The organism is Pseudomonas sp. NFPP12 (assembly GCF_900103205.1).
Classification (GTDB): Bacteria; Pseudomonadota; Gammaproteobacteria; order Pseudomonadales; family Pseudomonadaceae; genus Aquipseudomonas; species Aquipseudomonas protegens.
Genome location: NZ_FMWW01000002.1, coordinates 172,561 through 197,777 on the forward strand (window position 1 = coordinate 172,561; position 25,217 = coordinate 197,777).

Consider the following 25,217-nt stretch of genomic DNA (forward strand, 5'->3'; position numbering starts at 1 on the left):
CGAAAGGCCGCAAACTCAGGAATCGGCGCCCAGCAGGCGGTAGCCGACCCCCGCCTCGGTGACGATGAAGCGTGGCCGGGTCGGATCGTCCGCCAGCTTCTGGCGCAAGTGCCCGACCACGATCCTCAGGTAATGACTGTCCTCGGTGTGGGTCGGGCCCCAGATGTCCTTGAGCAGTTGCTGCTGGGTAATTACCCGCCCCGGGTGCCGCGCCAGCTGGGCCAGCACCGCATATTCCTTGCGGGTCAGGGCCACTTCGACACCGTCCAGCAGCACCCGCCGATAAGCCAGGTCGACCGTCAGCGGCCCCACTTGCAACGCCGCCTCCTGCACTTCCCCGCTCGGCGCCTGGCGCAACAGGGCGCGAATCCGCGCCAGGAACTCCTGGATACCGAAAGGCTTGGTCACATAGTCGTTGGCACCACCATCCAGCGCCTCGACCTTCTGCAACTCGCTGGCACGCACCGAAAGCACCAGCACCGGCACCGCCGACCACTCGCGAAACTCGCGCAGCACCTGCTGCCCATCCATGTCCGGCAGCCCCAAATCAAGTACCAGCAGGTCCGGCTTGTTCAAGGCGGCCTGGGCCAGGCCTTCGGTGCCGGTCCCGGCTTCAATCACTTTGTATCCCTGGGACGCCAGGCTGATGCGCAGGAACTTGCGAATCTGCGGCTCGTCGTCGATGACCAGGATGGTCGCGGTCTGGCTCATGGTTTCAGTTCAAGACAAATTAAGAGGCAAAAGCGTAGCGCAAGGCATGCCGCATCCGTGTGGCGCTGACGCGGCAAGGCCGCAGCGCGTTCTACAGGTATTCACAGGTCGGACTCAAGCTCCGGCTGGGTCTGCAACGGCAGGTGCAAGGTGATGCATGTCCCCTTGCCGCCAATGCCCTCAGCGACACTGATATGCCCGCCATGGGCGCCGACCATGCCCTGGCATATCGCCAGGCCCAGGCCGGTGCCTTGCCCGCCGCGGTCGCCACGGGCAGCGGTGTAGAACATGTCGAAGATCTTTGCCCGCTCATCCTCGGGAATCCCCGGGCCCTCATCACTGACGGCGAAGCTCAATTCCTGCTCGCTGGCACTGACTTTCAACTGCAGATGGCCCTGGGGTGGCGAGAAGCGGGCAGCATTCTCCAGCACATTGACCAGCGCCTGCTCGATCAGCGCCGCATGAACGTAGAGCAAGGGCAAGTCCGCTGGCAGTTCGGTGGCCACTTGCAACGGCGCCAGCACCGCCCGCAGGCGGTTCAGGGCACTGCCGACGATATCCCCCGGCGCGACCCAGTCCCGGGCCAGCTTCAGGGCCCCATGGCCGAGCCGGGTCATGTCCAGCAGGTTCTGTATATAGCGGTCCAGGCGCTCGGCCTCATCCCGCGTGCCCTCCAGCAGCTCTCGCCGATCTTCCAGGGGGATCGCTTCCCCCAGGGCCAGCAGGCTGTCGATACTGCCGCGCATTGAGGTCAGCGGTGTGCGCAGGTCATGGGATACCGAAGCCAGCAAGGCGCTGCGCAACTGTTCGGTCTCCCCGTGCAGCCTCGCCGCTTCCAGGTCCTCGGCCAGCCGCGCCCGTGCCAGGGCCTGGGCCAGTGGCTGGCTGAGCGCAGTGAGCAGGCGCCGGCGCTGGCCGCTGAACTCCTCGCCCTCACGGGGGCAGACACCGAGCAACCCCAGGGGCCCGTCATCCACCGACAGCGGCCACCACCACCATCGACCAAAGGGCAAGGTCCCGGTGCCCAGCCCCGCCGGCTGGTCATGCTGCCAGGCCCAGTCGGCCGCCGCGCGCTCGGCCTCGGAGAACTGCGGCGAACCACCGGTCTCGACTTTCCATCCACCCTGCCCGTCGCGGTTGATCAGGCAGACACGCAACTCGTCGCGACCATTCAAATGCTGGGCCGCGGCGCTGATCACCGCTTGCCGGTCAGTGGCGGCAGTCAACTTGCGCGACAGGTCCAGGAGCTCGCCGGTTTCCTCCTGGGTATCGCGCAAGGCCTGCAACTGCCGGCGCTGGCGGGCCGCCAGATTGCCGGTCAGCGCGGCCATGAGCAGGAAGAACAGCAGGGTCAGCACATCCTCTTCCCGCTGGATGGCCAGGGAGAAGTTCGGCGGAATGAACAGGAAGTCATAACTGAGAAAGGACAGCGCCGCGCAAGCCAGGGCCGGCCCCAGGCTGCTGCGCACTGCCACCAGCAGCACCGCGGCGAGGAACACCAGGGAGATGTTCGGCAACGGCAGGACACTGGCCACCCCCCAGGCCAGGGCGCTGGCCAGGAGGGTGGCCAGGACTGCCAGGACGTAGTCGAACCAGATCAGCGAATGCTTGACCCGCAGGCCCGGCTGATGGGGCTGGGGCTCGCTGTCCAGGACATTGATCTCCAGGCCATCCGCATTGCGCAGCAAGCGCGCCGCCAAGCCGCCACCGAACCAGCGCCGGCGCCAGCGGCGCCTGGACTGCCCCACCAGCAGCAGGCTGGCGCGACGCTCCGCGGCGTGCTGGATCAGGGTCTTGGCCACCTCGCCGGCGCGCAACAGGACCACTTCCCCGCCCAGGCGCTCGGCCAGTTGTTGAGCGGCCTGCAAGCGCAAGCGTGCCTGCTCGTCGCGCAACCGGCCGTTATCCACATGCACCAGGCTCCAGGGCAGGTGGCGACGCTGAGCCACACGGCTGGCGTGACGTACCAGCCGCTCGGCCTGGGCATCGCCGTCGATACCCACCAGCAGCCGCCCGCGCACCGCTGGTGCCGCCTGCCCCAACTGGCGATAGCCCTGGGCCAGGTCGTTGTCCACCTGGGCGGCGGCGGTCTGCATCGCCAGTTCGCGCAGGGCGGTGAGGTTGGTCTGGGTGAAAAATGCATCGATGGCCGCCCGCGCCTGCTCCGGCACATAGACCTTGCCGTCCCGCAGACGCTCCAGCAGCTCTCGGGGCGGCAAGTCCACCAGCAGCAACTCATAGGCCTCTTGCAACACCCAGTCAGGCAGGGTTTCGCGCACCTGGACCCCGGTAATGCCGCGCACCTGGTCATTGAGGCTTTCCAGGTGCTGGACATTGACCGTGGTGAAGACGTCGATCCCGGCCGCCAGCAACTCCTGAATGTCCTGCCAGCGCTTGGCGTGCCGGCTGCCCGGGGCATTGCTGTGGGCCAGTTCGTCCACCAGTACCAGCTTGGGCTTGGCCTTGAGCAGGCCGTCGAGGTCCATTTCCTCCAGCAATACGCCACGGTATTCCGAACGCACCAAGGGCTGCTGGGGCAGCCAGCTCAACAAGGCTTCGGTCTCGGCGCGGCCGTGGGTCTCCACCACCCCGGCAAGCACCTTGACCCCTTGGCGCAGTTGGCTATGGGCCGCCTGGAGCATGGCGTAGGTCTTGCCAACCCCGGGGGCGGCGCCCAGGAACACCTTGAGCCGGCCGCGGCCGTCCCGTGGCAGCTCGGCTAGCAGCGCGTCGGCGCGACCGGAATCACTCATGGGTTATCTCTCTGCGACAAGACATTCGGTTCAATCTGCGCTCACTTCAGTTGCGTTTGCCAGCGCTCCCTGAGGCTGGAAGCCCCCGCGGGGCATTTTGCAGCCTCGCAGGTTCGGCAGCGGCTACAGCTGTTCCAGGGCCAGGTTCAGGGCCAGTACATTGACCACCGGCGGCCCCACCAGCGGCTGCTCTATATGGGCGTCCACCAGGGCCTGCAATTTGGCTGGCGACAGGTTGCGCGCCGCCGCGACCCGCGCCAGTTGATAGTCAATTGCCTGCGGTGGCAAGTGTGGATCGAGGCCGCTGCCCGAAGTGGTCAGCAATGCCAGGGGCACCGGCCCCTGCCCCGGTACCAGGAGCTTGTTGGCATCCTCGATCACCCGCGTGGCCAGGGCCGGATGGCTCGGCGCCAGGTTGCTGGCAGAGCTGGATACCGTGGCAAAGGCCCCCGCCGAAGGGCGCGGATGGAACCAGGCATCACCGACGAAATCCTGGGCGATCAGGGCCGAACCCCGCACCCTGCCGTCGGCATCGCGCACCAGGCTGCCATTGGCTTGTTGCGGGAAGGCCAACTGGGCCACGCCGGTCACCACCAGGGGATAGGCCACACCGGTGATCAGGGTCATCAACACAATCAGGCTCAAGGCCGGACGCACTACGCTAGTCATCTCTCACTCCTCGATTCGTTCAGATCTGCAGGCCGGTTACACCAGGTGCAGCGCAGTCAACAGCATGTCGATCAGCTTGATCCCGACAAAGGGCACGACGATGCCACCCACGCCGTAGATCAACAGGTTGCGCCGCAGCAGGTGCGCGGCACTGGCCGCCTGTACCCGCACCCCACGCAATGCCAGGGGGATCAGCACCACGATGATCAGGGCGTTGAACACGATGGCCGAAAGGATTGCGCTCTGCGGGCTGGCCAGCCCCATGATGTTGAGCACCCCCAGCTGTGGATAAATCGCCGCGAACAGTGCCGGCAGGATGGCGAAGTACTTGGCCACGTCGTTGGCGATGGAGAAGGTGGTCAGGGCACCCCGGGTCACCAGAAGCTCCTTGCCGATCTGCACCACATCCAGCAGCTTGGTCGGGTCGCTGTCCAGGTCGACCATGTTGGCCGCTTCGCGCGCCGCCTGGGTGCCGTCGTTCATGGCCATGCCGACATCGGCCTGGGCCAATGCCGGTGCGTCGTTGGCGCCGTCACCGCACATGGCCACCAGACGCCCGTCGTTTTGCTCGTGGCGAATGCGCGCCAGCTTCTTCTCCGGCGTGGCCTCGGCCAGTACATCGTCGACACCGGCTTCGGCGGCAATGGCCGCGGCGGTCAGCGGGTTGTCGCCGGTCACCATCACGGTACGGATACCCAGCTTGCGCAACTCGGCGAAACGCTCGCGAATGCCGGGCTTGACCACGTCCTTCAGGTGAATGGCGCCGAGCATCCGGCCCTCGGCACAGACCAGCAGCGGGGTGCCGCCGCTCTGGGCGATCTTGTCGATCTCCCGGGACAGGGCCGGTGCCAGCTCGCTGCGTTTGAGGCCGACGAAACTCAACACCGAATCCACTGCCCCCTTGCGATAGACCCGGCCCTGGTAATCGACCCCGGACAATCGGGTTTCAGCGCTGAAAGGCACTGCCGTCAGCAGATCGCTGCCCGGCTCGGGCTGTGGATAAAGCTCCCGCAGGTACTCGACGATGGACTTGCCTTCGGCAGTGTCGTCCGCCAGGGAGGCCATCAAGGCCGCTTCGGCCAGTACCTGGGCACTGACGCCCGGCGCCGGGTAGATGGCGCTGCAACGGCGGTTACCGAAAGTGATGGTGCCGGTCTTGTCCAGCAGCAACACGTGCACGTCACCCGCCGCCTCCACCGCACGCCCGGACTTGGCGATCACGTTCAAGCGCACCAGGCGGTCCATCCCGGCGATCCCGATGGCCGAGAGCAGGCCGCCGATGGTGGTGGGGATCAGGGTGACCAGCAGCGCCACCAGGAACACCAGCGGCAGGCTGCCATTGGCAAAGTGGGCGAAGGGCTGCAGGGTCACCACCACCAGCAGGAAGATCAGAGTCAGGCCGATCAGCAGGATATCCAGGGCCACTTCGTTCGGTGTCTTCTGCCGCTTGGCACCTTCCACCAGAGCGATCATGCGGTCCAGGGTCGACTCGCCGGGGTTGCTGGTAATGCGCACCAGCAGCCAGTCGGAGACCAGCCGGGTGTTGCCGGTCACCGCCGAACGGTCACCGCCGGATTCCCGGATCACCGGAGCCGATTCACCAGTGATTGCCGCTTCGTTGACCGCGGCGATACCTTCGATCACCTCGCCATCGCCGGGAATCATTTCGCCGGCTTCAACCCGCACCACGTCGCCTTTGCGCAGATTGACCGCCGGCACCAACTGATAGCTTCCGTCGCTGGCCCGGCGGCGGGCGCTCAAGCCCTCACTGCCGGCCTTGAGGCTGTCGGCGCGAGCCTTGCCGCGGCCTTCCGCCAGGGCCTCGGCGAAGTTGGCAAAGAGCACCGTGAACCACAGCCAGAGAGCAATCTGGGCGGCGACGAAGGTCGGCACTGCGGTGTCCGGAATGAAACACAGCACGGTGGTCAGGATCGCTGTCAGTTCCACCACCAGCATCACTGGCGAGCGCTGCAACTGGCGCGGGTCAAGCTTGACGAAAGCCTGGATCAGCGCCGGGCGCCACAGGGCAGAGATTGCGGTACTCGCCACTTCGGCCTTGGCCGGCTGGCTCTTGGCGAGCGCATCGGCGGCTTTGTTCGAGGCAGGAACATGCATATTCATCATCAGGTCCTCAGAAGCCCATGCTCAGGTGTTCGGCGATTGGGCCCAGCGCCAGGGTCGGCAGGAAGGTCAGGCCGCCCACCAGCAAGATGGTCACGGTCAGCAAGGCCACGAACAGCGGGCCATGGGTGGGAAAACTGTTCTGCCCGATGGGTGCGGTCTTCTTCATCGCCAGGCTGCCGGCCAGGGCCAGCACCGGCAGGATGTAGCCGAAGCGACCGATCAGCATGCCCAGGCCCAGCATCAGGTTATGGAACGGGGTATTGGCGCTGAAGCCACCGAACGCCGAGCCGTTGTTGGCGCTGGCCGAAGTGTAGGCGTAGAGCAGTTGACTGAAGCCATGGGGCCCCGGGTTGCTGATGGCTGCTGCCGGCCCCGGCAAGCTGGCGGCCAGGGCGCCCAGCACCAGGACGCCGATGGGCATCACCATCAGGGTCACTACCAGCAACTGCACCTCCTTGGCCTGTAGCTTCTTGCCCAGGTATTCCGGGGTGCGACCGATCATCAGCCCGGCCAGGAACACTGCGATCAACACGTTCAGCAACATGCCGTAGAGGCCCGCGCCGACGCCGCCGAAGATCACTTCGCCGACCATCATGTTGATCAGCGCCACCATGCCGCTCAGCGGGTTGAGGCTGTCGTGCATGCCATTCACCGAACCGTTGGAGGCCGCAGTGGTGGTCACCGACCAGAGCACCGTGGCAGTGGTGCCGAAGCGGGCTTCCTTGCCTTCCAGGGGCGCAGCCTGCTCTACCGCTGCGTTCTGCAACGCCGGGTTGGGTTGATACTCCGCCCACAGCGAGGTAGCACCGCCGATCAGGAACAAGGCGAACATGCAGGCGATGATCGCCCGGCTCTGACGCAGGTCCTTGACGTAATGGCCGAAGGTGAACACCAGGGCCACCGGAATCAGGATGATCGATACCAGTTCGAACAGATTGCTCCAGGCCGTGGGGTTCTCGAACGGGTGCGCCGAGTTGACGCCGAAGAAACCGCCACCGTTGGTGCCCAACTGTTTGATGGCAATCTGACTGGCGGCCGGGCCCAGCGGAATGACCTGGTCATTGCCCTGCAGGGTCAGGACATCCACGTAATGGGCAAAGGTCTGGGGTACGCCCTGCCAGACCAGGAACAGCGCCAGCAGCAGGCACAGCGGCAGCAGGCCGTAGAGGGTGGCGCGGGTCATATCGACCCAGAAGTTGCCCAGGGTGCGCACCGAACGCCGGCCAATGCCGCGGCACAAGGCAACCAGCACCGCCAGCCCGGTGGCAGCGCTGACGAAGTTCTGCACGGTAAGGCCGACCATCTGGCTGAGGTAGCTCAGGGAGGCTTCGCCGCTGTAGGACTGCCAGTTGGTGTTGGTCATGAAACTGACTGCGGTGTTGAACGCCAGCGTCCATTCCTGCCCCGGAAGATGCTGCGGATTGAGCGGCAGGTGATCCTGAAACAGCAAGATGGCAAACAGCAGGACAAACCCGGCCAGGTTGAAGGCCAGCAGAGCCAGGGTGTATTTCTGCCAGCTCTGCTCAACCTGTGGATCGACCCCGGAGATTCGATAGCAGACACGCTCCACCGGGCCCAGAACCGGGGTCAGCCAGGTGCGCTGGCCCTCCATCACCCGGTAGTAGAAGCGCCCCAGCCAAGGTGCGGGCAACAGCACCAGAGCGAAGAAGGCGAGGATCAGCCAATAGTCATAACTGTGCATAACCGCAGCTCCTAGTTCCGATCCGCGCGCAGCAGCGCAACCAATAGATAAATGAACAGGCCCACTGCCAGCAGCAGCGACACCGCGTCCAGAATGTTCATGGAATGTCTCCGTGGTACGGCGATTGCCGCGAATGCAGGCATTGTCCGCAGGGTGCCTGTAAAGGAACGAGATCGACGGGGCGGGCAGCGCATAAAGAAAGCGTAAAGACTGGCGTCATCCAGCCTTTACGAGGGGCGATGAAGCGCATCGCTCGCTTCTGGAGCGCGGCTGCCCCGATGCGAGGCATCACGCCCCCATGCACTGAAGGTCAATAGTGCTAAAAATCGGCGAAACATCCTCGATACGACAGCTTTTCGTGCATTACGACGGTGTTCCAGGAACTGGCATGGGCACTGCACAGAACAGCCGCGAGCACGTCCTAATCGTTCAGGGAGCAACCGATGAACACACAACTCAAGCCCACCTTGGGCACGCTGCATTTATGGGGCATCGCAGTCGGACTGGTGATTTCCGGGGAGTACTTCGGCTGGAGCTATGGCTGGGGCGTGGCAGGAACCCTGGGGTTTCTCGTGACCTCGCTGATGGTGGCGACCATGTATACCTGCTTTATATTCAGTTTCACCGAGCTGACCACGGCGATTCCCCACGCCGGAGGCCCGTTTGCCTACAGCCGTCGCGCCTTTGGTGAAAAAGGCGGCTTGATCGCGGGGCTGGCCACCCTGATCGAATTCGTCTTCGCCCCTCCCGCCATCGCCCTGGCCATCGGCGCTTACCTGAACGTGCAATTCCCGGCCCTGGATCCGAAACATGCCGCGGTTGGCGCCTACATCGTATTCATGGGCCTGAACATTCTTGGGGTGAAACTGGCAGCCACCTTTGAACTGGTGGTCTGCGTGCTGGCGGTGGCCGAACTACTGGTGTTCATGGGCGTGGTGGCCCCGGCCTTCAGCTTCAGCAACTTCGCCCTCAATGGCTGGGCAGGCGCCGACGCCTTCGGCGCCCCGGCAATTGCCGGGATGTTCGCCGCCATTCCCTTCGCCATCTGGTTCTTCCTGGCCATCGAAGGCGCGGCCATGGCTGCCGAAGAAGCCAAGGACCCCAAGCGCACCATTCCCAAAGCCTATATCAGCGGCATCCTGACCCTGGTGCTGCTGGCCATGGGGGTGATGTTCTTCGCCGGCGGCGTGGGGGACTGGCGCAGCTTGTCGAACATCAACGACCCGCTGCCCCAGGCGATGAAGACCGTTGTGGGTGACAGTTCCGGCTGGCTGCACATGCTGGTATGGATCGGCCTGTTCGGCCTGGTGGCAAGTTTCCACGGGATCATCCTCGGCTACTCGCGCCAGTTCTTCGCCCTGGCCCGGGCCGGTTACCTGCCTGCCTCCCTGGCCAGGCTGTCGCGCTTTCAGACGCCACATCGGGCGATCATCGCCGGCGGCCTGATCGGCATCGCCGCCATCTACAGCGATGGTCTGATCAACCTTGGCGGCATGACCCTCACTGCCGCCATGATCACCATGGCGGTGTTCGGTGCCATCGTGATGTACATCATGAGCATGCTCAGCCTGTTCAAACTGCGCAGGGCGGAACCGAATCTGCCACGCAGCTTCCGCGCCCCGGGCTATCCGCTGGTGCCGGCCATCGCCCTGGCACTGGCCGCGGTCTGCCTGGTGGCCATGGCCTGGTTCAATGCCCTGATCGGCCTGATATTTCTGGTGTTCATGGCCCTGGGCTTCATCTACTTCCTGCTGACCGGGCAACTGCGGGCCGACGCACCGGTGGACGCCATGCTCACCGGCCGTTGAACCGCGCTCTGCTCGCACCAGGCGGATCAGGCATACAATGGAACCACTGCGAAGCGCTTTAACTCAAAGCGTTATAGGCAGGCCCGAAGGCGAACCTTCGCCTGCGGGCTACTGCCCATTAAGGAGAGCCCTATGCCCTGGTATGCCTGGTTGATTCTGGTGGTTGCTATCGGTTCTATCGTTGGCGGCTTGATGATGCTGCGCGACACCGCCAACAAGGTCGAGCTGACCGATGAGCAACGCAAGCGCGTGGCCGAGCGCAACGCACAAATGGATGCCAAGGAAGCGCAGGATCGTTAAGCCTACAGCCCCTTCACCCTAACGTGCAGGGGTTGCCTGGATGCTCAGCGCTCCCATTCGGCCTTGGCAATGTGCAACCCGTGCTGGCCCTTATAGGCTGCACGTTGCGGCTGGCTCCAGCCTTCGAGCAGCGACTCGTCCAGACGATAGATTTCCACTCCCAGTGGACGGCACACGCTTAACGGATCCTGAGCTTCAGGCCCCCACATCGGCAAGGACAGATCTCCGCCCGGACAGGTCGACAATGCACAGAGCAGGTCGATTTCGGCGAAGAACTCCAGATAATCCCCCTTCTGCGCCGGGCAGGCCTTCATGAAGTACATGTCGTCATGGTTCAGGCCCGTGCACTGGAAGATGTTCAACACATCATGCACATCGAACTCGGTCAGGCCATGAGGCAGCACTGCCCGCGTCAGGTTGGAATGGCAGTGATGGTGAAAGTCCTCGCCGGTAAGCATGCGATTCACATAGGGGTCGCAACGGGTGCCCAGTAGATCGTGCAGACGGCCACCATGCTCGTCGATGCCGTAATGGGCCAGGCTGTCATCGGTGATGGTCACCAGCGGCCGCAGAAAAGGCAGGTTCGACCAGAGCCGGTCGTGGGTACTGACATGCGCCCCCTGCAACTGCCGGGTGCGCGCAGCCCAGAGGCGCTCACGCGGATCGTTGGCATTCCATACGTTGAAGTCGCCCACCTGCGGCCCTACCGGGGTGGTCACCCGAAATACGTGCCCGGCGGGCACCTTCCAGGCGCGTCCGGTACGAATCGGAACCTCGAACTGCTCGATCAGATGGCGTTGGCCTTGATTGTGCCGAATGCGCTCGTAAAACGCCTTATCCACCTGTAGCGCCGAACCTTTACTGACCTGATAAGCCGCTGGATAGTCTTTGTACATGGGTATCGCCCTCTTTCAGTGACACAGGGATTGGTCGAGCATGTCCAACAGCAGGCGCTCCGAGTCGTCCAGATACAACTCCATGGCCTCGATGGCGGCCGCCTTGTCACCCCCCAGAAGCCATTCATGGATCTGTCGGTCACGGACCAGCCAGGGCGCCTGAAACCGCGCCTCATCCGGCGCCGTACAAAACACCAGGCGCAACTGCGCCACCACGTTGGTGAAGAACTCATCGAATAGTGGCGAGCCCAGCAACCCCACCACATGCTGGTGAAAACGCAGGCCATGGGTTCCCACGGCGCGCCAGTCCTCGCGCTCCCGGGCAAGCTCCGCCGCTTCCATGGCATCGAGCATGCGATCGGACTGGTACTCGCGTAGCGGGCGAGCATTGGCGATGGCCTGCAACTCCAGGGTACGGCGCACTCGAAACAGATCCCGCACGTCATCAGCACCAAGGCGACGGACCACTACGCCTTTGTGCCGTACGTACCAGGTCAACCCTTCCTGCCCCAGACGGTGCAGGGCTTCACGGATGGTATTGCGTGAGGCGCTATAGGCACTGACCAGCTCGCTTTCCACCAGCGCCATTCCGGGCAATAAACGACCACCGATGATGTCAGCCCGCAGTTCCACAGTAATGTGATCCGCCAGGGATAGTCCGTCGCTCATGGGGCACCTCACGATTGTTCAACAATTCATGAACAGCAGGTAATCACTTATCGTGCCAACTTCAATCACCCCTTATGCCCTCACGAAAAGCTGTCGGGAAGCTGTCAACGCTGACAATCCCTGCCTAGAAGTAGGGGCATGATCTGAGAATCCTTGGTTAAAATGGTCTTCTAGTTGCGGAGGTTTCTCAAATGCGTTACTCGCCAGACCATAAAGCCCAGACTCATCAACGCATTATCCAGGAAGCTTCAGAACGTTTTCGGCGTGACGGGATAGGTGCAACAGGTCTACAGCCCCTGATGAAAGCCCTGGGGTTGACCCATGGCGGCTTCTATTCCCACTTCAAGTCCAAGGATGAACTGGTAGAAGAAGCCCTGCGCGCCGCCGCCCAAGAGCTGGACGTCCATTGCGCTGCACTGTTCGCACAAGAGCATCCACTGCCAGCCTTTATCGATAACTACCTCTGCGAGTGGCACCAGAAGTCCCCTCATCAAGGCTGCCCGCTACCGACCATGAGCTCGGAACTCGGCCAGCGCGGGCAACCCAGTGCGACTACAGATGAGGTGCTCAACACCAGGCTCGAACAACTAGAATCGGTGCTGGAAGGCGAACAGAAAGCCGAGCGAAGCCTGATGCTCATGTCCACCTTGGTCGGTGCACTCATGCTTTCTCGCAGCGTGGAAAACCCGCAGTTGGGAACTCGGATACTGGAGGTGGTTCGCGAGGGCCTGAAGCAACAGGAGCGGCGCTGAAGCGATACGCTCCACCTACTCTTCTTATTTATAGCGAGCGGCCGCACTGCTCCTGGACAGATTGGGGCCAAGAGCCAAGCGTGCCGCCACCAAAGCCTGCCAATCCGCAGGATCGGGTAGCGAAGGCAATGTAATCAACTCGCCCTGATCCAAGCCGCTCAACGCTGCATCGACCATCTCCTGTACCTCCATCACCATTTCCGCCGGAATGGTCTTGGCATCGAGCCCTGAACGCTCCCAGATCTCGGTACGAGTGACACCCGGCAAGACAGCCTGGACACGAACCCCGCTACCCTTCAACTCAGCCTGCAGCGACTGAGTCAAACTGAGTACATATGCCTTGGTTGCACTATAAGTCGCGTTGAAACGCTCAGGAATCAAGGCCACCACCGAGGCAATATTGATAATCGCCCCACGCCCAGTCGCAGAGAAACTCGTTGCAGCCACCCCGGCCAGCCGGGTCAGTGCCACTACATTGAGCTGAATCATGTGTTCCATCTGATCCAGGTCGGCGCCAGCCAAAGCCCCGCTGGCAGCTACTCCCGCATTGTTCAGCAGCAAGCTGATACGGGATTCGTCGCGCAAACGTTGCTCGACACTCAGCAAGTCCTTCTTGAGCGTCAAATCCGCCTTCAACACCTCCACCTGCACGTTATATTTATCGCTCAACGCATTGGCTGCCGCCTTCAAACGTCCCTCATCCCGAGCAACCAGCAACAAATCAAAACCTCGCGCCGCCAGTCGCTCGGCATAAACCGCTCCAATACCGGATGAGGCCCCAGTGACCAATGCTGTACCTTGGGATTGAATCGAACTCATAGCTGGACTCCTGACAATGCATGAAAGTAATGAGCGCCTTCGGCCAGAAACATTTGGCGCCCGAAAATATTATTATCATAATATTTCCGAATCATCATGAAAATAATCAATCCAGGCAATAGAGATACACTGTCAGCTACCCCACTCATGAAATGCAAAAGGCCGGTCATAGACCGGCCTTCAAACGTTATGCGGGAGAACTCAATTGACTTCGAGCTTATCCAGATTTCGTTCCAGAATCGCCCTCCCAATCCCCTTGACCTCTAGCAACTCGTCCACCGAAGCAAAGGGCCCATTTTCTTCCCGATAAGCAACAATCGCCTTGGCCTTGGCAGCCCCCACCCCAAAAAGCTCGCGTTGCAGCACAGCCTCATCCGCCGTATTGAGATTGACCTTGCTCGCTTGAATCGGCGCCTGCTCCGCCACTTGCGCAGAACCGGGCTGGGTCTTAGGACCCGGCGCTGCTTGAGTGACAAGTGCAAAGCTGGCGAGAAAAGCAAAGATCAATGAGATGAAAAAAGAGTTACGCATAGTGACGCTCCATGACATCGAGTAAGGAAAGCAGCTTTCCAAAGCTGCCTTCCAAACCTAGGTTGATGCCACGGGCAAATCAAAAGCCAGAGAGTTACTGCTTATGTAGATTCAAGGTTTGAGACGACGCTGCTGATAGACCCAGTCGACGATTTCACCATCCGGTGTGTAGCCACTTACGGTCTCGCGAAGCAACTGGCGAACTCTTGCATAGTCGTCCAACTCAAGGGCTGCAAGGAGTTCAGCGAGCTTCAGCTTGAGTGTTTCCCACGGTAGATGATCCTCGTTGGCACTCATGATCATCGGGTGCTGAGTAGCGGCGACGTTGTCTCCAATCAGCAACTCTTCGTAAAGCTTTTCACCAGGCCGCAAGCCAGTAAACTCAATCGCGATATCACCATGAGGATTTTTTTCCGAGCGAACACTCAGCCCGGAAAGATGAATCATTTTTTCTGCCAGCTCGACAATTCTGACTGGCTCGCCCATATCCAATACAAATACGTCCCCACCCTGCCCCATCGAACCTGCCTGAATGACCAATTGGGCAGCCTCTGGGATGGTCATGAAATAACGGGTGATCTTTGGATGCGTAACCGTTAATGGGCCACCAGACTTGATCTGCTTATGGAATAGCGGAATAACCGAACCTGAAGAGCCCAGTACATTCCCGAAACGGACCATGGTGAAACGAGTTTTATTAACCCGTGACACATTTGACAAATCATCGAACAGAACCGGGGCCAGCTCCTTGCTCAACGCCTGCAACGTAAGCTCCGCCAGTCGTTTGGTACTACCCATGACATTGGTTGGGCGAACCGCCTTATCCGTAGAAATCAATACAAAGTTGGCTACCCCACATTGCAGTGCGGCCTGCGCGGTATTGAGCGTCCCCATGACATTATTAAGTACACCTTCAGCGATATTATGTTCTACCATCGGAACATGCTTATATGCAGCCGCGTGATAAACCGTATCGACGCTCCAGGTCTTCATGACTGACAGCAACTTCTCGTAGTTGCGTACCGAACCAAGAATTGGCAATAGTTTTACAAGCCGAGACTCTCTCGATACACGCTGTTCAAGTTCGGACAAGATACTGTAAAGATTAAACTCACTGTGATCGAGCAATATTAGCGTGCTAGGGTCCTGGAGCAGAATCTGCCGACAAAGTTCAGAACCGATAGACCCTCCAGCACCTGTCACCAGAACTGTCTGCCCCTTTATACAATGCGCCAACAGGTCAACTTGAGCCGGGACCGCGTCACGCCCAAGCAGATCAGCTATGTCCACCTCTTGAATGTCATCGACTTTCACTCGGCCACTGGCAAGATCCATGAAACCGGGAACACTTCGTACATGTAAGGGGAACCCTTCCAAATACCCCAGAATCTCTCTTCGACGGCTACGACTGGATGAGGGAATTGCCAGGAGAATCTCTTCTGCCCCCGTGTCATCAATCATTTGCTGCAAATGCTTGGGTTTATACACCTGCAGCCCGGCGATCATCCGATCGGCAATACTGCCGTCATCATCGATAAAGGCCACAGGACGCATCAACCGCCCCAATCGCAACGCCGCCACCAGTTGATTGCCTGCCGCTCCAGCACCGTAGATAGCCACCTTAGGCAAACCATCATCACGATTGGTAAAAGGTACATGCTGGGCGGTGGTGAACCAGTCACCAAGAAAGTACTGACGCATCGCCAGCCTAAGTCCACCAATCATCACCATACTCAACCACCAATAGTTGAATACGATTGAGCGCGGCACCACGGTCTGGTGATTGCTATACACATAGACCACCAGCGCGAGAGTCAAAGCCGACAGGGTTACGGCCTTGACGATAGCAATAAGAGCATCGTTACCGAAGTAACGCATGACCGCGCGATACATCCCGAACCGAATGAACAGAGGAATGGCAACTATAGGAGCGCTGGCGAATAGCCAGAAATGCACAATGAAAGGATTGTTCAGATCGTCAAAACCCAACCTGACGACAAATGCCATCCATAGAGCGACCCACACCAGCAAAATGTCGGTGACCACCTGCAGCACCCTCTTCTGCCGCCGCGGGAGCTTCAACAGAAGTGTTCGTATCTTATCCATAATTCCTTTTTCGAACCTCGGCCTTCAGCCTCGATCTATGTTGCATACTGATGGAAAGCGCCCTATTTGGTAGTCCCGAATACTAGGCAGTATCAGCCTGTTTCTCCAACTCACCCGCCCGAAACCTGAAAGCAAGTAAAACCAGCGGCGCGTAAGCCAGTGCTAGACCAATAATACCATCCAACCCGAACAGCCCCACGCCTATGGCGATTGGCAGAAGCCAGAGTGTATTGATACCCAAGACCGCCAAGGTCACTGGTAGATGCCGACCAAACTGGCGGGAGGCGAACTGATAAGCATGACTACGATGCGCTTCATAGACCTTGTCTCCGCGAACTAACCGCCGAGTCAGAGTAAAGGTCGCATCAACAATGAAGACGCCAAGAAGAATCAACCATACCCAAAGAAAGCGCGAGGATGCCCAGGCTGCTTGTACGGAAAGTATCCCCAGAACAAGTCCAAGAAAACCGCTGCCAGCGTCCCCCATGAAAATACGTGCAGGAGGGAAGTTCCAGTAAAGGAAACCCAGCACTGCCATCGACAATAACAGTGGCAGCCAAATCAATGATGGAGCATCAGCAAACCAGTAAATTACGCAGGCACCAAGACATGTACTCACAGCCTGAACACTGGCAATCCCATCAATACCATCCATGAAGTTGTATAGATTGAGCATCCAGACCAGATAAAAAACTGCGCAGATATGTCCCAACCATGAAAGATTGAGATCCATGCCAAATACATTAATCGCAGGCAATCCACCTAGCCAAGTCAGAGCCCATATCGCCGCGATAAAGTGCGCAAGCAGTCTCCAACGCGCTGCTATATGCCCATGATCATCTAAAAAACCAACTACAGCTATCAGGGCACCTGCTCCCCATAAAGCCCCTATGGAAAGCAGAGGAATATCTACCAGCACGCTTAGCAGAGGCGCAGCAGCCAGAAAGCTCAGGACAATTGCAACGCCCCCCCCTCTGGGGGTAGGCACGGTGTGAGAGCTGCGACTATTGGGAACGTCCATCAAGCTGCGAGCTAGAGCATAGCGTCGCAACACCCACGTTAGCAGAAGCGAAACACTGGCTACTACTAACATAAAGAACCAAATCACCATGTAACTTCAATCCTTAAAGCGCATGAAAAATCGATAATCATTAGAGTCATACCCTTTAAACCAGAAAGCCTCTTCAAATGAGTTAAAACTCAAGCACAACTATCAATAAAGTATTTCGCTGTAGCATCAAGTGCTTTATTTACACTCAGAGGAGGAGCCCACCCCAATAGCTCAAGATTCTTGGATATATCAACCTGAAGAGAACCACACAGCCGTTGGGAAATGGATTTTTTACCCAACAATGCAGCACTAAAACTCAAGATCCCACTGGGGATGGCCAGCAGACGAGCAGGCTTACCCAATGCATTACCCATTCTTTTTAGCAGTTCGGTTGTCGAAAGATCGTCCCCATCACTAACTAAAAACACCTGATTGGCAGCTAGCGGATGATCAATGCACGTAACTATCAGATCCACCAAATTATCTAATGCCACCAAACTCCGGCGGTTATCTATTGCCCCAAAAGGTAAAGGAACTCCCTTATACAACCAGCGCATCATATTAAGAAAGTTAGCTTTAACGCCAGGACCGTATACAAGAACTGGGCGAATAATTACAACTTCCATTCCCGTTTGAGAGGCAATGAGAGCCAAGCCCTTTTCCGCTTCCATTTTGGAAATACCATATGGATCTGTAGGGGCAGGCTCATCATCAGCAGTATAAGGAACATTGAGTGATGTCCCCTCACCATTAACCTTGATGGAACTGATAAAAACGAATCGACCTACACCACGCTGGGCAGCCTGGCGAGCCAAATTTAGCGTCCCTTCCACATTGACCTTCCGGAAGGCCTCGAGAGGATCGAGTGAGGACTCATGCATTACATGGACACGGGCAGCGGCATGTACTACGACATTGCAATCAAGCAATATCGAACTCCAGTCCGTCAGACCATCAATCTGTTCTACCTGAGTAACAGACGTGGTAGCCGCTAAAGCCGGAATGGGCTTTCGCACCACGACAGTTAACTTATGGGGTGAATTTTTAGATAAACACTCATGAACAGCGCCGCCTACAAAACCGGATGCTCCCGTCAAAAGGATCCTGGCCATTATCTACCGTACCTTCTAAAACTGGCGCCACAGAGTAGTATCTGAAACACTCGAAAATGACATTATGCGCCGTCAACAACCTGCCGAGCCATACTATCCATCAAAAAAACATCCCGGTCTCAATGCAACGCAGAATACCGCAGACACAGCTCAAGATAATCGCGCAAGCAGCAGAGCTGCCATCGCAAAGCATCATTCAATATCAAAATGACCCAAAGCCCACTTCGGCTGAAAGAAGAACAATCAACCCTGCGAGATTTTAAGATGGTAGAAACAAGGGAGTCGCTAGGAGAAACCTAGGACCGACACTATAAAAACAGCTTAAAAGCAATCCCACTCAAGCCAATGACCTGTTCGATCACCGACAAGCATTCCGCCTTCCTCTGCGAGCGAACAGCATACTAAAAGCGACTTCATCTAGAGTGTTTTTATCTTAGGCTCACAGGCCATCCACCTCCTCTTCGTTAACTCGATCACGAAGCTCCTTACCCGGCTTAAAGTGGGGAACGAATTTTCCATCCAAGCTAACTGACTGACCTGTTTTTGGGTTACGACCTACCCGAGGCGCACGATAGTGAAGCGAAAAGCTACCAAAGCCACGAATCTCAATTCGATCGCCAGTGGCTAGGCATTGAGACATCTGTTCAAGCATCGTCTTTATCGCCAACTCGACATCCTTGGATGAGAGCAGCCCTTGATGGGTGACAATTCGTTCGATTAACTCCGACTTCGTCATATTTTTCCCTTCTTTTTCAAGCAGCTAGGTCAGTGCTTCAAAGGTTTTAGCATGCTCTGAGGGTTTTGAACAGCCCATCTGCGACGCTAATACAAACTCCTTTCTTGCAGAAGATGCCGTGACAAAAACGCAAAGCCGCCCTATCGACACATGACCAGTATCGTTCGGGTCAGATAACCCGCCGGATTCCAACCGAAGGGATAATCCCCCTCCTCATCCTTGGCATCACTGGACTTGGTAATGACCTTGTAGCCATTGGCCTTACACTCACGCGCAGCACGCTTGTAGCATTTGTCCCAATCCGACCCCAGCCCCGAACAGTCAATTTCTATGCCACTGACCCCGCGCACCGCATGGGTCTTTACATTGGTCGTACACCCAGTCAAAAGAAGCACCAAAACTACGACACCCAACCTGCTCATGCTCTTCCTTAAGGCAGCTTATGCTGCTTGAGTAATGCACCCATTGGGTAAGCCTAGACCCTGACACGGCAGCCAACCCACCTAAGAAAGAGACAACTCATTGCACAGATTGGTTTCCCCGGCCCCCTGCTCTGACCCTCTCGAATTTCAGGCACAAAAAAGGGCGACCGAAGTCGCCCTTTTTTATGGTCTGACAGAACTTAGTTCTGCTTTTCCATTTGTGCACGCAGCAGGTCACCCAGAGTAGTAGGACCAGCAGCGATATCCGAAGCAGCTGGCTTGTCGCGCAGGCTCTGGATAGCTTCTTTCTCGTCTTCAACGTCTTTCGACTTGATCGAGAGCTGGATTACACGGCTCTTACGGTCAACGCTGATGATCTTGGCTTCAACTTCTTCGCCTTCTTTCAGAACGTTACGCGCATCTTCGATGCGGTCACGGCTGATTTCGGAGGCTTTCAGAGTAGCTTCGATATCGTTAGCCAGGGTGATGATGGCGCCTTTGGCGTCAACTTCTTTTACAACACCCTTAACGATTGCGCCTTTGTCGTTCTCTTGAACGTACTCGGAGAACGGATCGCTTTCCAGTTGCTTGATACCCAGGGAGATGCGCTCGCGCTCAGGGTCAACCGACAGGATAACGGTGTCCAGCTCGTCGCCCTTCTTGAAACGGCGTACGGCTTCTTCGCCCACTTCGTTCCAGGAGATGTCGGACAGGTGAACCAGACCGTCGATGCCACCGTCCAGACCAATGAAGATACCGAAATCGGTGATCGACTTGATGGTGCCGGAGATCTTATCGCCCTTGTTGAACTGGCCAGAGAAGTCTTCCCATGGGTTGGACTTGCACTGCTTGATGCCGAGGGAGATACGACGACGCTCTTCGTCGATGTCCAGAACCATAACTTCCACTTCGTCGCCGACTTGTACGACTTTCGAAGGGTGGATGTTCTTGTTGGTCCAGTCCATTTCCGAAACGTGTACCAGGCCTTCGACGCCTTCTTCCAGCTCAGCGAAGCAACCGTAGTCGGTCAGGTTGGTTACACGAGCGGTAACGCGGGTGCTTTCTGGGTAACGAGCCTTGATAGCAACCCATGGATCTTCGCCCAGTTGCTTCAGGCCCAGGGAAACACGATTGCGCTCGCGATCGTACTTCAGAACCTTGACATCGATCTCGTCGCCAACGTTGACGATTTCGGAAGGATGCTTGATACGCTTCCAAGCCATGTCGGTGATGTGCAGCAGGCCATCGACGCCACCCAGATCGACGAATGCGCCGTAATCGGTGAGGTTCTTGACGATACCTTTGACTTGCTGACCTTCCTGCAGGGATTCCAGCAGAGCTTCACGCTCAGCGGAGTTCTCGGCTTCGAGGACGCTGCGGCGGGAAACGACAACGTTGTTGCGCTTCTGGTCGAGTTTGATGACTTTAAACTCGAGCTCTTTGCCTTCCAGGTGCGTGGTGTCGCGCACTGGACGGACGTCAACCAGAGAACCTGGCAGGAACGCACGGATGCCGTTAACGTCGACAGTGAAGCCGCCTTTAACCTTACCGTTGATAACGCCCTTGACCACTTCTTCGGCTGCGAAAGCTGCTTCCAGAACGATCCAGCATTCAGCGCGCTTGGCTTTTTCACGGGAGAGCTTGGTTTCACCAAAGCCGTCTTCAACCGAATCCAGAGCAACGTGAACTTCATCACCAACATTGATGGACAGTTCGCCAGCATCGTTGTAGAACTGCTCAAGCGGGATCAGCGCTTCAGACTTCAGACCAGCGTGAACGGTTACCCAACGCGCTTGGTAGTCGATGTCGACGATAACACCGGTGATGATGGAGCCTGCCTGAAGGTTCAGGGTTTTTAGGCTTTCTTCAAAGAGTTCCGCAAAGCTTTCGCTCATTTTAATTCCTGTTGATAAGGGCGAAGAATCCGCCCATCTGCCACATCCCAGACGATGTGGGTTACGTTCATATAAAAGAACGATCGCAGGACTATGACTGGTCCCCTGCAACCCTTCTTGTTCACCCGGTGATATCGCGAATGGCGATTTCACTCAAGATGCGTTGCAACACCTGATCGATGGACAACTCCGTGGAATCCAGCTGTATGGCGTCAGCCGCCGGCTTGAGCGGGGCCACCGCTCGCTGGGTATCGCGCTCATCACGCGTACGGATCTCATCTAGCAGACTCGACAGACTAACACCATCGACCTTTCCCTTCAACTGCAAGTAACGGCGACGAGCACGCTCCTCGGCACTGGCAGTCAGGAAAATCTTCAACGGAGCGTCGGGAAACACCACGGTTCCCATGTCGCGGCCATCGGCAACCAACCCCGGCGGCTCCTGAAAGGCACGCTGACGCTGCAGCAGGGCGTCTCGCACAGCAGGCAACGCCGCAACCTGAGAAGCCCAGGCCCCGACCTGCTCGTTGCGCAGGTCATCCGTCACGTCATCACCCTCAAGAATGATCCGCTGCGGATGGTTCTCGGTAGCCCCGAGAAACTGCACATCCAGGTGAGCCGCCAACAATTTCAGCGACTCTTCATTGGTCAGATCGACGCCATGATTGCGCGCAGCGAACGCCAGCAGCCGGTACAGCGCTCCGGAGTCCAGCAGACACCAGCCCAGATGCTTGGCTAGCTTCCCGGCAATGGTGCCCTTACCCGAACCACTCGGCCCATCGATGGTGATCACCGGCGCCTTGATATTCACGACTGGGCCTCTTGCGCGACACGGATCCCCACTTGCGCGCACAGCGCAAGGAAGTTCGGGAACGAGGTCGCGACGTTGGCGCAGTCATGAATGCGGATCGGCGCATTGGCGCGCAGCGAGGCAACACTGAAAGCCATGGCGATACGGTGGTCACCATGCCCATGAACCTCCCCGCCGCCGATCTGGCCACCCTCGATGATGATGCCGTCCGGGGTCGGTTCGCACTTGACCCCCAGGGTCAGCAGGCCATCAGCCATCACCTGGATACGGTCAGACTCCTTGACCCGCAGTTCTTCAGCGCCACGCAGCACCGTGCGCCCTTCGGCGCAAGCGGCCGCGACGAACAACACAGGGAACTCATCGATTGCCAGCGGTACCAACTCTTCGGGAATCTCGATCCCCTTGAGCTTGGCGGCGCGCACATGCAGATCGGCAACCGGCTCGCCACCCACTTCGCGCTGGTTTTCCAGACGAATGTCAGCGCCCATCAACCGCAGGATATCGATCACACCTGTACGGGTCGGGTTGATGCCCACGTGCTCCAACACCAGTTCGGAACCTTCGGCAATGGATGCAGCCACCAGGAAGAACGCCGCGGAAGAAATGTCCGCAGGCACCTCAATATGGGTTGCCTTGAGCTTGCCGCCGGATTCGACTGAGGCCGTGGCGCCGTCGACACTCACCGAGTAGCCGAAGCCACGCAGCATGCGCTCAGTATGGTCACGGGTCGGAGCCGGCTCGGTGACCGTGGTTTTCCCTTCGGCATATAAACCCGCCAACAACAGGCAGGACTTAACCTGCGCACTGGCCATCGGCAAGGTGTAGGTCAGCCCCTTGAGCTTATGACCGCCACGAATCACCATCGGCGGGCGACCCTCGGCAGCAGTCTCAATGACCGCGCCCATTTCCCGCAGCGGGTTCGCCACACGATTCATCGGACGCTTGGACAGGGACGGATCGCCAGTCAACGTGCTGTCGAAGCTTTGTGCAGCCAGCAAGCCCGACAACAGGCGCATCGAGGTACCGGAGTTCCCCAGGTAGATCGGCCCCGGAGCCGGCTTCAAGCCGTGCAAGCCAACACCATGAATGGTCACACGACCATGATGCGGCCCTTCGATGACCACGCCCATGTCGCGAAAAGCCTGCAAGGTCGCCAGAGCGTCTTCACCCTCGAGGAAACCTTCCACTTCAGTGGTGCCCTCAGCCAGCGAGCCAAGCATGATCGAGCGGTGAGAAATCGACTTGTCGCCCGGTACACGAATCCGCCCAGACAGGCGGCCACCAGGATTTGCCAGAAAAATCAGATCGTTGGAGTTCATAGCGTCCACATAGGCCCGGCGGGCCAGGATTTTACCGAAATGCTCGCGGGCAACCCGGGCGCGAGTGAATACGCCCAACAATTGATGCCCGTCCCCTGCATCGACCGCGTCACGCAGAGCGTCGAGGTCGTTGCGAAATGTATCGAGTGTGCGCAGTACCGCCTCGCGATTGGCAAGGAAGATGTCGTGCCACATGACCGGGTCGCTGCCGGCGATTCTCGTGAAATCGCGGAACCCGCCCGCAGCGTAACGGAAGATATCGAGATTTTCACTGCGCTTGGCCAGGGAATCGACCAGACCGAACGCCAGCAGGTGCGGCAAATGGCTGGTCGCCGCCAGGACTTCATCGTGACGCTCGACCTGCATGTGCTCGACATCCGCCCCCAGCTCACGCCAAAGCCTGTCGACCAGGTCCAGCGCCGCGGCATCAGTCTGCTCCAGAGGCGTAAGGATCACCTTGTGCCGACGAAACAGCTGCGCGTTGGAGGCTTCCACACCACTCTGCTCGGAGCCCGCAATGGGATGCCCCGGGACAAAACGCGCAGGCATGCCGCCAAAAGCTTCTTGCGCAGCGCGCACCACATTGCCTTTGGCGCTGCCGACATCGGTCAGCACCGCCTGGCCCAGATCCATGCCGGCAAGCAGAGCCAGCAGCTTTTCCATGGCCAGGATCGGCACCGCCAGTTGAATCACATCGGCGCCCTGGCAAGCCAGGACCAGATCCTCTTCACAGCGATCCACCACCCCCAGTTCGACCGCCAACTGGCGTGACTGCGGATCCAGATCGACACCGACTACCTCGCGACACAGGCCACTTTCACGCAAACCCTTGGCAAAGGAACCGCCAATCAACCCCAGGCCGATCACCACCAGGCGACCGATCATAGGCACAGCAGATTGCATTGGAATGACATCAAGCACGGGCCAGAACCTTGGCCAAAGCCTCAAGGAAACGAGTATTTTCCGCCGGCAGGCCGATGGTGATACGTAAATGATTTGGCATGCCGTAGTTGGCCACCGGCCGCACGATCACCCCCTCGCGCAACAACCCCTGGAAAATCGGCGCAGCCTCACGCCCCAGGTCCACGGCAATGAAATTGCCCTTGGAAGGAATCCAGCTCAGGCCCAGATCACGGAACCCCGCCTCCAACTGCTGCATGCCGGCCTCGTTCAGACGACGACTCTCAGCCAGGTAGTCCACATCCTCAAGTGCGGCGCAAGCCGCAGCCAAGGCCAGGCTGTTGACGTTGAAAGGCTGGCGCACGCGGTTCAGCACATCCGCCACCACCGGGGTCGACAGCCCATAACCGACCCGCAGGGCTGCCAGGCCATAGGCCTTGGAGAAGGTTCGCGAAACCAGCAGGTTCGGGTAGGCCGCCAGGAAGTCCAGGCCATCCGGCAGGTCGCTGCCTTCGGCGTACTCGATATAGGCCTCGTCCAGCACCACCAGCACGTGGGCCGGTACATCCTGCAAAAACTCGTCCAGCTCCTCGGCACCGAACCAGGTACCGGTCGGGTTGTTCGGGTTGGCGATGAACACCACGCGGGTCCGATCATCGATCGCCTTGAGCATGGCTGGCAGGTCATGCCCCCAGCTCTTGGCCGGAACCACGCGAGCCTGGGCTCCGACAGCCTGGGTAACGATGGGGTAGACGGCAAATGCGTGCTCGCTGAACACCGCATTCAAGCCAGGCGCCAGGTAGGCACGAGCCACCAGCTCCAGAATGTCGTTGGAACCGTTGCCCAGGGTCACCTGGTCGATTTCCACACCGCAGCGCTCGGCCAGCAGGGACTTGAGGGCAAAACCGTTGCCATCCGGATAACGGGTCAGCTCGGCAAGCTCGTCGCGAATCGCCGCCAGGGCCTTGGGGCTGGCGCCCAGCGGGTTTTCATTGCTCGCCAGCTTGACGATGGTGGCCGGATCAATGTCCAGCTCACGGGCCAGTTCGTCCACGGGCTTGCCCGGAACGTAAGGCGAAAGTTGTTGCACGCCTGGTTGTGCCAGTGCGAGGAAGTCGCCACTCATTGTTA

22 protein-coding genes are annotated in these 25,217 nt (G+C 58.8%); 3 read left to right on the forward strand and 19 right to left on the reverse strand.

What is annotated here, in order from left to right:
- Positions 1-15: 15 nt before the first annotated feature.
- The 6 genes from BLS75_RS08330 to kdpF form a co-directional block, all read right to left on the reverse strand.
- A complete protein-coding gene (locus BLS75_RS08330) occupies positions 16-711 on the reverse strand; it encodes a response regulator (protein ID WP_011062565.1) in 696 nt (231 codons plus the stop codon).
- A 101-nt stretch (positions 712-812) separates the two neighbouring features.
- Positions 813-3,464, reverse strand: coding sequence for a sensor histidine kinase (locus tag BLS75_RS08335; protein WP_072450633.1), 2,652 nt, complete (start codon positions 3,462-3,464; stop codon positions 813-815).
- 123 nt (positions 3,465-3,587) lie between these two features.
- The gene (gene kdpC, locus BLS75_RS08340; protein ID WP_072450634.1) at positions 3,588-4,133 is read right to left on the reverse strand and encodes a potassium-transporting ATPase subunit KdpC; all 546 of its coding nucleotides are present in this window, start codon (positions 4,131-4,133) and stop codon (positions 3,588-3,590) included.
- 36 nt (positions 4,134-4,169) lie between these two features.
- Positions 4,170-6,254: a potassium-transporting ATPase subunit KdpB gene (gene kdpB / locus BLS75_RS08345; protein ID WP_065365464.1), complete on the reverse strand. Its 2,085-nt coding sequence runs from the start codon at positions 6,252-6,254 to the stop codon at positions 4,170-4,172.
- 10 nt (positions 6,255-6,264) lie between these two features.
- Positions 6,265-7,959 carry a potassium-transporting ATPase subunit KdpA gene (gene kdpA / locus BLS75_RS08350; protein ID WP_072450635.1) on the reverse strand — a complete coding sequence of 565 codons (1,695 nt, stop codon included), beginning with the start codon at positions 7,957-7,959 and terminating at the stop codon, positions 6,265-6,267.
- An 11-nt stretch (positions 7,960-7,970) separates the two neighbouring features.
- Positions 7,971-8,060, reverse strand: coding sequence for a K(+)-transporting ATPase subunit F (gene kdpF, locus BLS75_RS08355; protein WP_019092894.1), 90 nt, complete (start codon positions 8,058-8,060; stop codon positions 7,971-7,973).
- 342 nt (positions 8,061-8,402) lie between these two features.
- Between kdpF and eat the strand changes: the two genes are divergently transcribed.
- Entirely contained in the window at positions 8,403-9,767 is a 1,365-nt protein-coding gene (eat, locus tag BLS75_RS08360) for an ethanolamine permease (RefSeq protein ID WP_011062570.1), read from the forward strand.
- Between the two features lie 132 nt (positions 9,768-9,899).
- Complete coding sequence (locus BLS75_RS08365; RefSeq protein WP_011062571.1) at positions 9,900-10,067, forward strand: DUF2897 family protein; 168 nt, start codon at positions 9,900-9,902, stop codon at positions 10,065-10,067.
- A gap of 44 nt (positions 10,068-10,111) precedes the next feature.
- Here BLS75_RS08365 and BLS75_RS08370 read toward each other — a convergent pair whose 3' ends face one another.
- Positions 10,112-10,963, reverse strand: coding sequence for an urea carboxylase-associated family protein (locus BLS75_RS08370; RefSeq protein ID WP_011062572.1), 852 nt, complete (start codon positions 10,961-10,963; stop codon positions 10,112-10,114).
- Between the two features lie 15 nt (positions 10,964-10,978).
- A complete protein-coding gene (locus BLS75_RS08375) occupies positions 10,979-11,632 on the reverse strand; it encodes a GntR family transcriptional regulator (RefSeq protein ID WP_072450636.1) in 654 nt (217 codons plus the stop codon).
- A 191-nt stretch (positions 11,633-11,823) separates the two neighbouring features.
- On the opposite strand from BLS75_RS08375, the gene BLS75_RS08380 reads away from it, so the two are divergent.
- Complete coding sequence (locus BLS75_RS08380; protein WP_072450637.1) at positions 11,824-12,384, forward strand: TetR/AcrR family transcriptional regulator; 561 nt, start codon at positions 11,824-11,826, stop codon at positions 12,382-12,384.
- Between the two features lie 24 nt (positions 12,385-12,408).
- On the opposite strand, the gene BLS75_RS08385 is transcribed toward BLS75_RS08380, so the two are convergent.
- The 11 genes from BLS75_RS08385 to hisC form a co-directional block, all read right to left on the reverse strand.
- Complete coding sequence (locus BLS75_RS08385; protein ID WP_072450638.1) at positions 12,409-13,203, reverse strand: SDR family NAD(P)-dependent oxidoreductase; 795 nt, start codon at positions 13,201-13,203, stop codon at positions 12,409-12,411.
- A gap of 201 nt (positions 13,204-13,404) precedes the next feature.
- Positions 13,405-13,734, reverse strand: coding sequence for a ComEA family DNA-binding protein (locus BLS75_RS08390; protein WP_072450639.1), 330 nt, complete (start codon positions 13,732-13,734; stop codon positions 13,405-13,407).
- 111 nt (positions 13,735-13,845) lie between these two features.
- Positions 13,846-15,843 carry a polysaccharide biosynthesis protein gene (locus BLS75_RS08395; RefSeq protein ID WP_176876740.1) on the reverse strand — a complete coding sequence of 666 codons (1,998 nt, stop codon included), beginning with the start codon at positions 15,841-15,843 and terminating at the stop codon, positions 13,846-13,848.
- A 79-nt stretch (positions 15,844-15,922) separates the two neighbouring features.
- Positions 15,923-16,951 (reverse strand): MraY family glycosyltransferase, encoded by a 1,029-nt coding sequence (locus tag BLS75_RS08400; RefSeq protein ID WP_072450641.1) that lies wholly within the window; start codon positions 16,949-16,951, stop codon positions 15,923-15,925.
- An 89-nt stretch (positions 16,952-17,040) separates the two neighbouring features.
- Complete coding sequence (locus BLS75_RS08405) at positions 17,041-18,003, reverse strand: UDP-glucose 4-epimerase family protein (RefSeq protein ID WP_072450642.1); 963 nt, start codon at positions 18,001-18,003, stop codon at positions 17,041-17,043.
- A 439-nt stretch (positions 18,004-18,442) separates the two neighbouring features.
- Complete coding sequence (gene ihfB, locus BLS75_RS08410) at positions 18,443-18,739, reverse strand: integration host factor subunit beta (RefSeq protein WP_053153140.1); 297 nt, start codon at positions 18,737-18,739, stop codon at positions 18,443-18,445.
- Positions 18,740-18,879: 140 nt separating this feature from the next.
- Positions 18,880-19,161, reverse strand: a complete 282-nt coding sequence (locus BLS75_RS32570; RefSeq protein ID WP_072450643.1) for a hypothetical protein — start codon at positions 19,159-19,161, stop codon at positions 18,880-18,882.
- A 200-nt stretch (positions 19,162-19,361) separates the two neighbouring features.
- Positions 19,362-21,056 carry a 30S ribosomal protein S1 gene (gene rpsA, locus BLS75_RS08420; protein WP_007931318.1) on the reverse strand — a complete coding sequence of 565 codons (1,695 nt, stop codon included), beginning with the start codon at positions 21,054-21,056 and terminating at the stop codon, positions 19,362-19,364.
- A 121-nt stretch (positions 21,057-21,177) separates the two neighbouring features.
- Positions 21,178-21,867 carry a (d)CMP kinase gene (gene cmk, locus BLS75_RS08425; RefSeq protein WP_072442823.1) on the reverse strand — a complete coding sequence of 230 codons (690 nt, stop codon included), beginning with the start codon at positions 21,865-21,867 and terminating at the stop codon, positions 21,178-21,180.
- Complete coding sequence (locus BLS75_RS08430) at positions 21,864-24,071, reverse strand: bifunctional prephenate dehydrogenase/3-phosphoshikimate 1-carboxyvinyltransferase (protein ID WP_041752460.1); 2,208 nt, start codon at positions 24,069-24,071, stop codon at positions 21,864-21,866. Before BLS75_RS08430 ends, cmk begins: the two co-directional genes overlap by 4 nt.
- Positions 24,072-24,099: 28 nt before the next feature.
- Complete coding sequence (gene hisC / locus BLS75_RS08435; RefSeq protein WP_072450644.1) at positions 24,100-25,212, reverse strand: histidinol-phosphate transaminase; 1,113 nt, start codon at positions 25,210-25,212, stop codon at positions 24,100-24,102.
- Positions 25,213-25,217 lie beyond the last annotated feature (5 nt).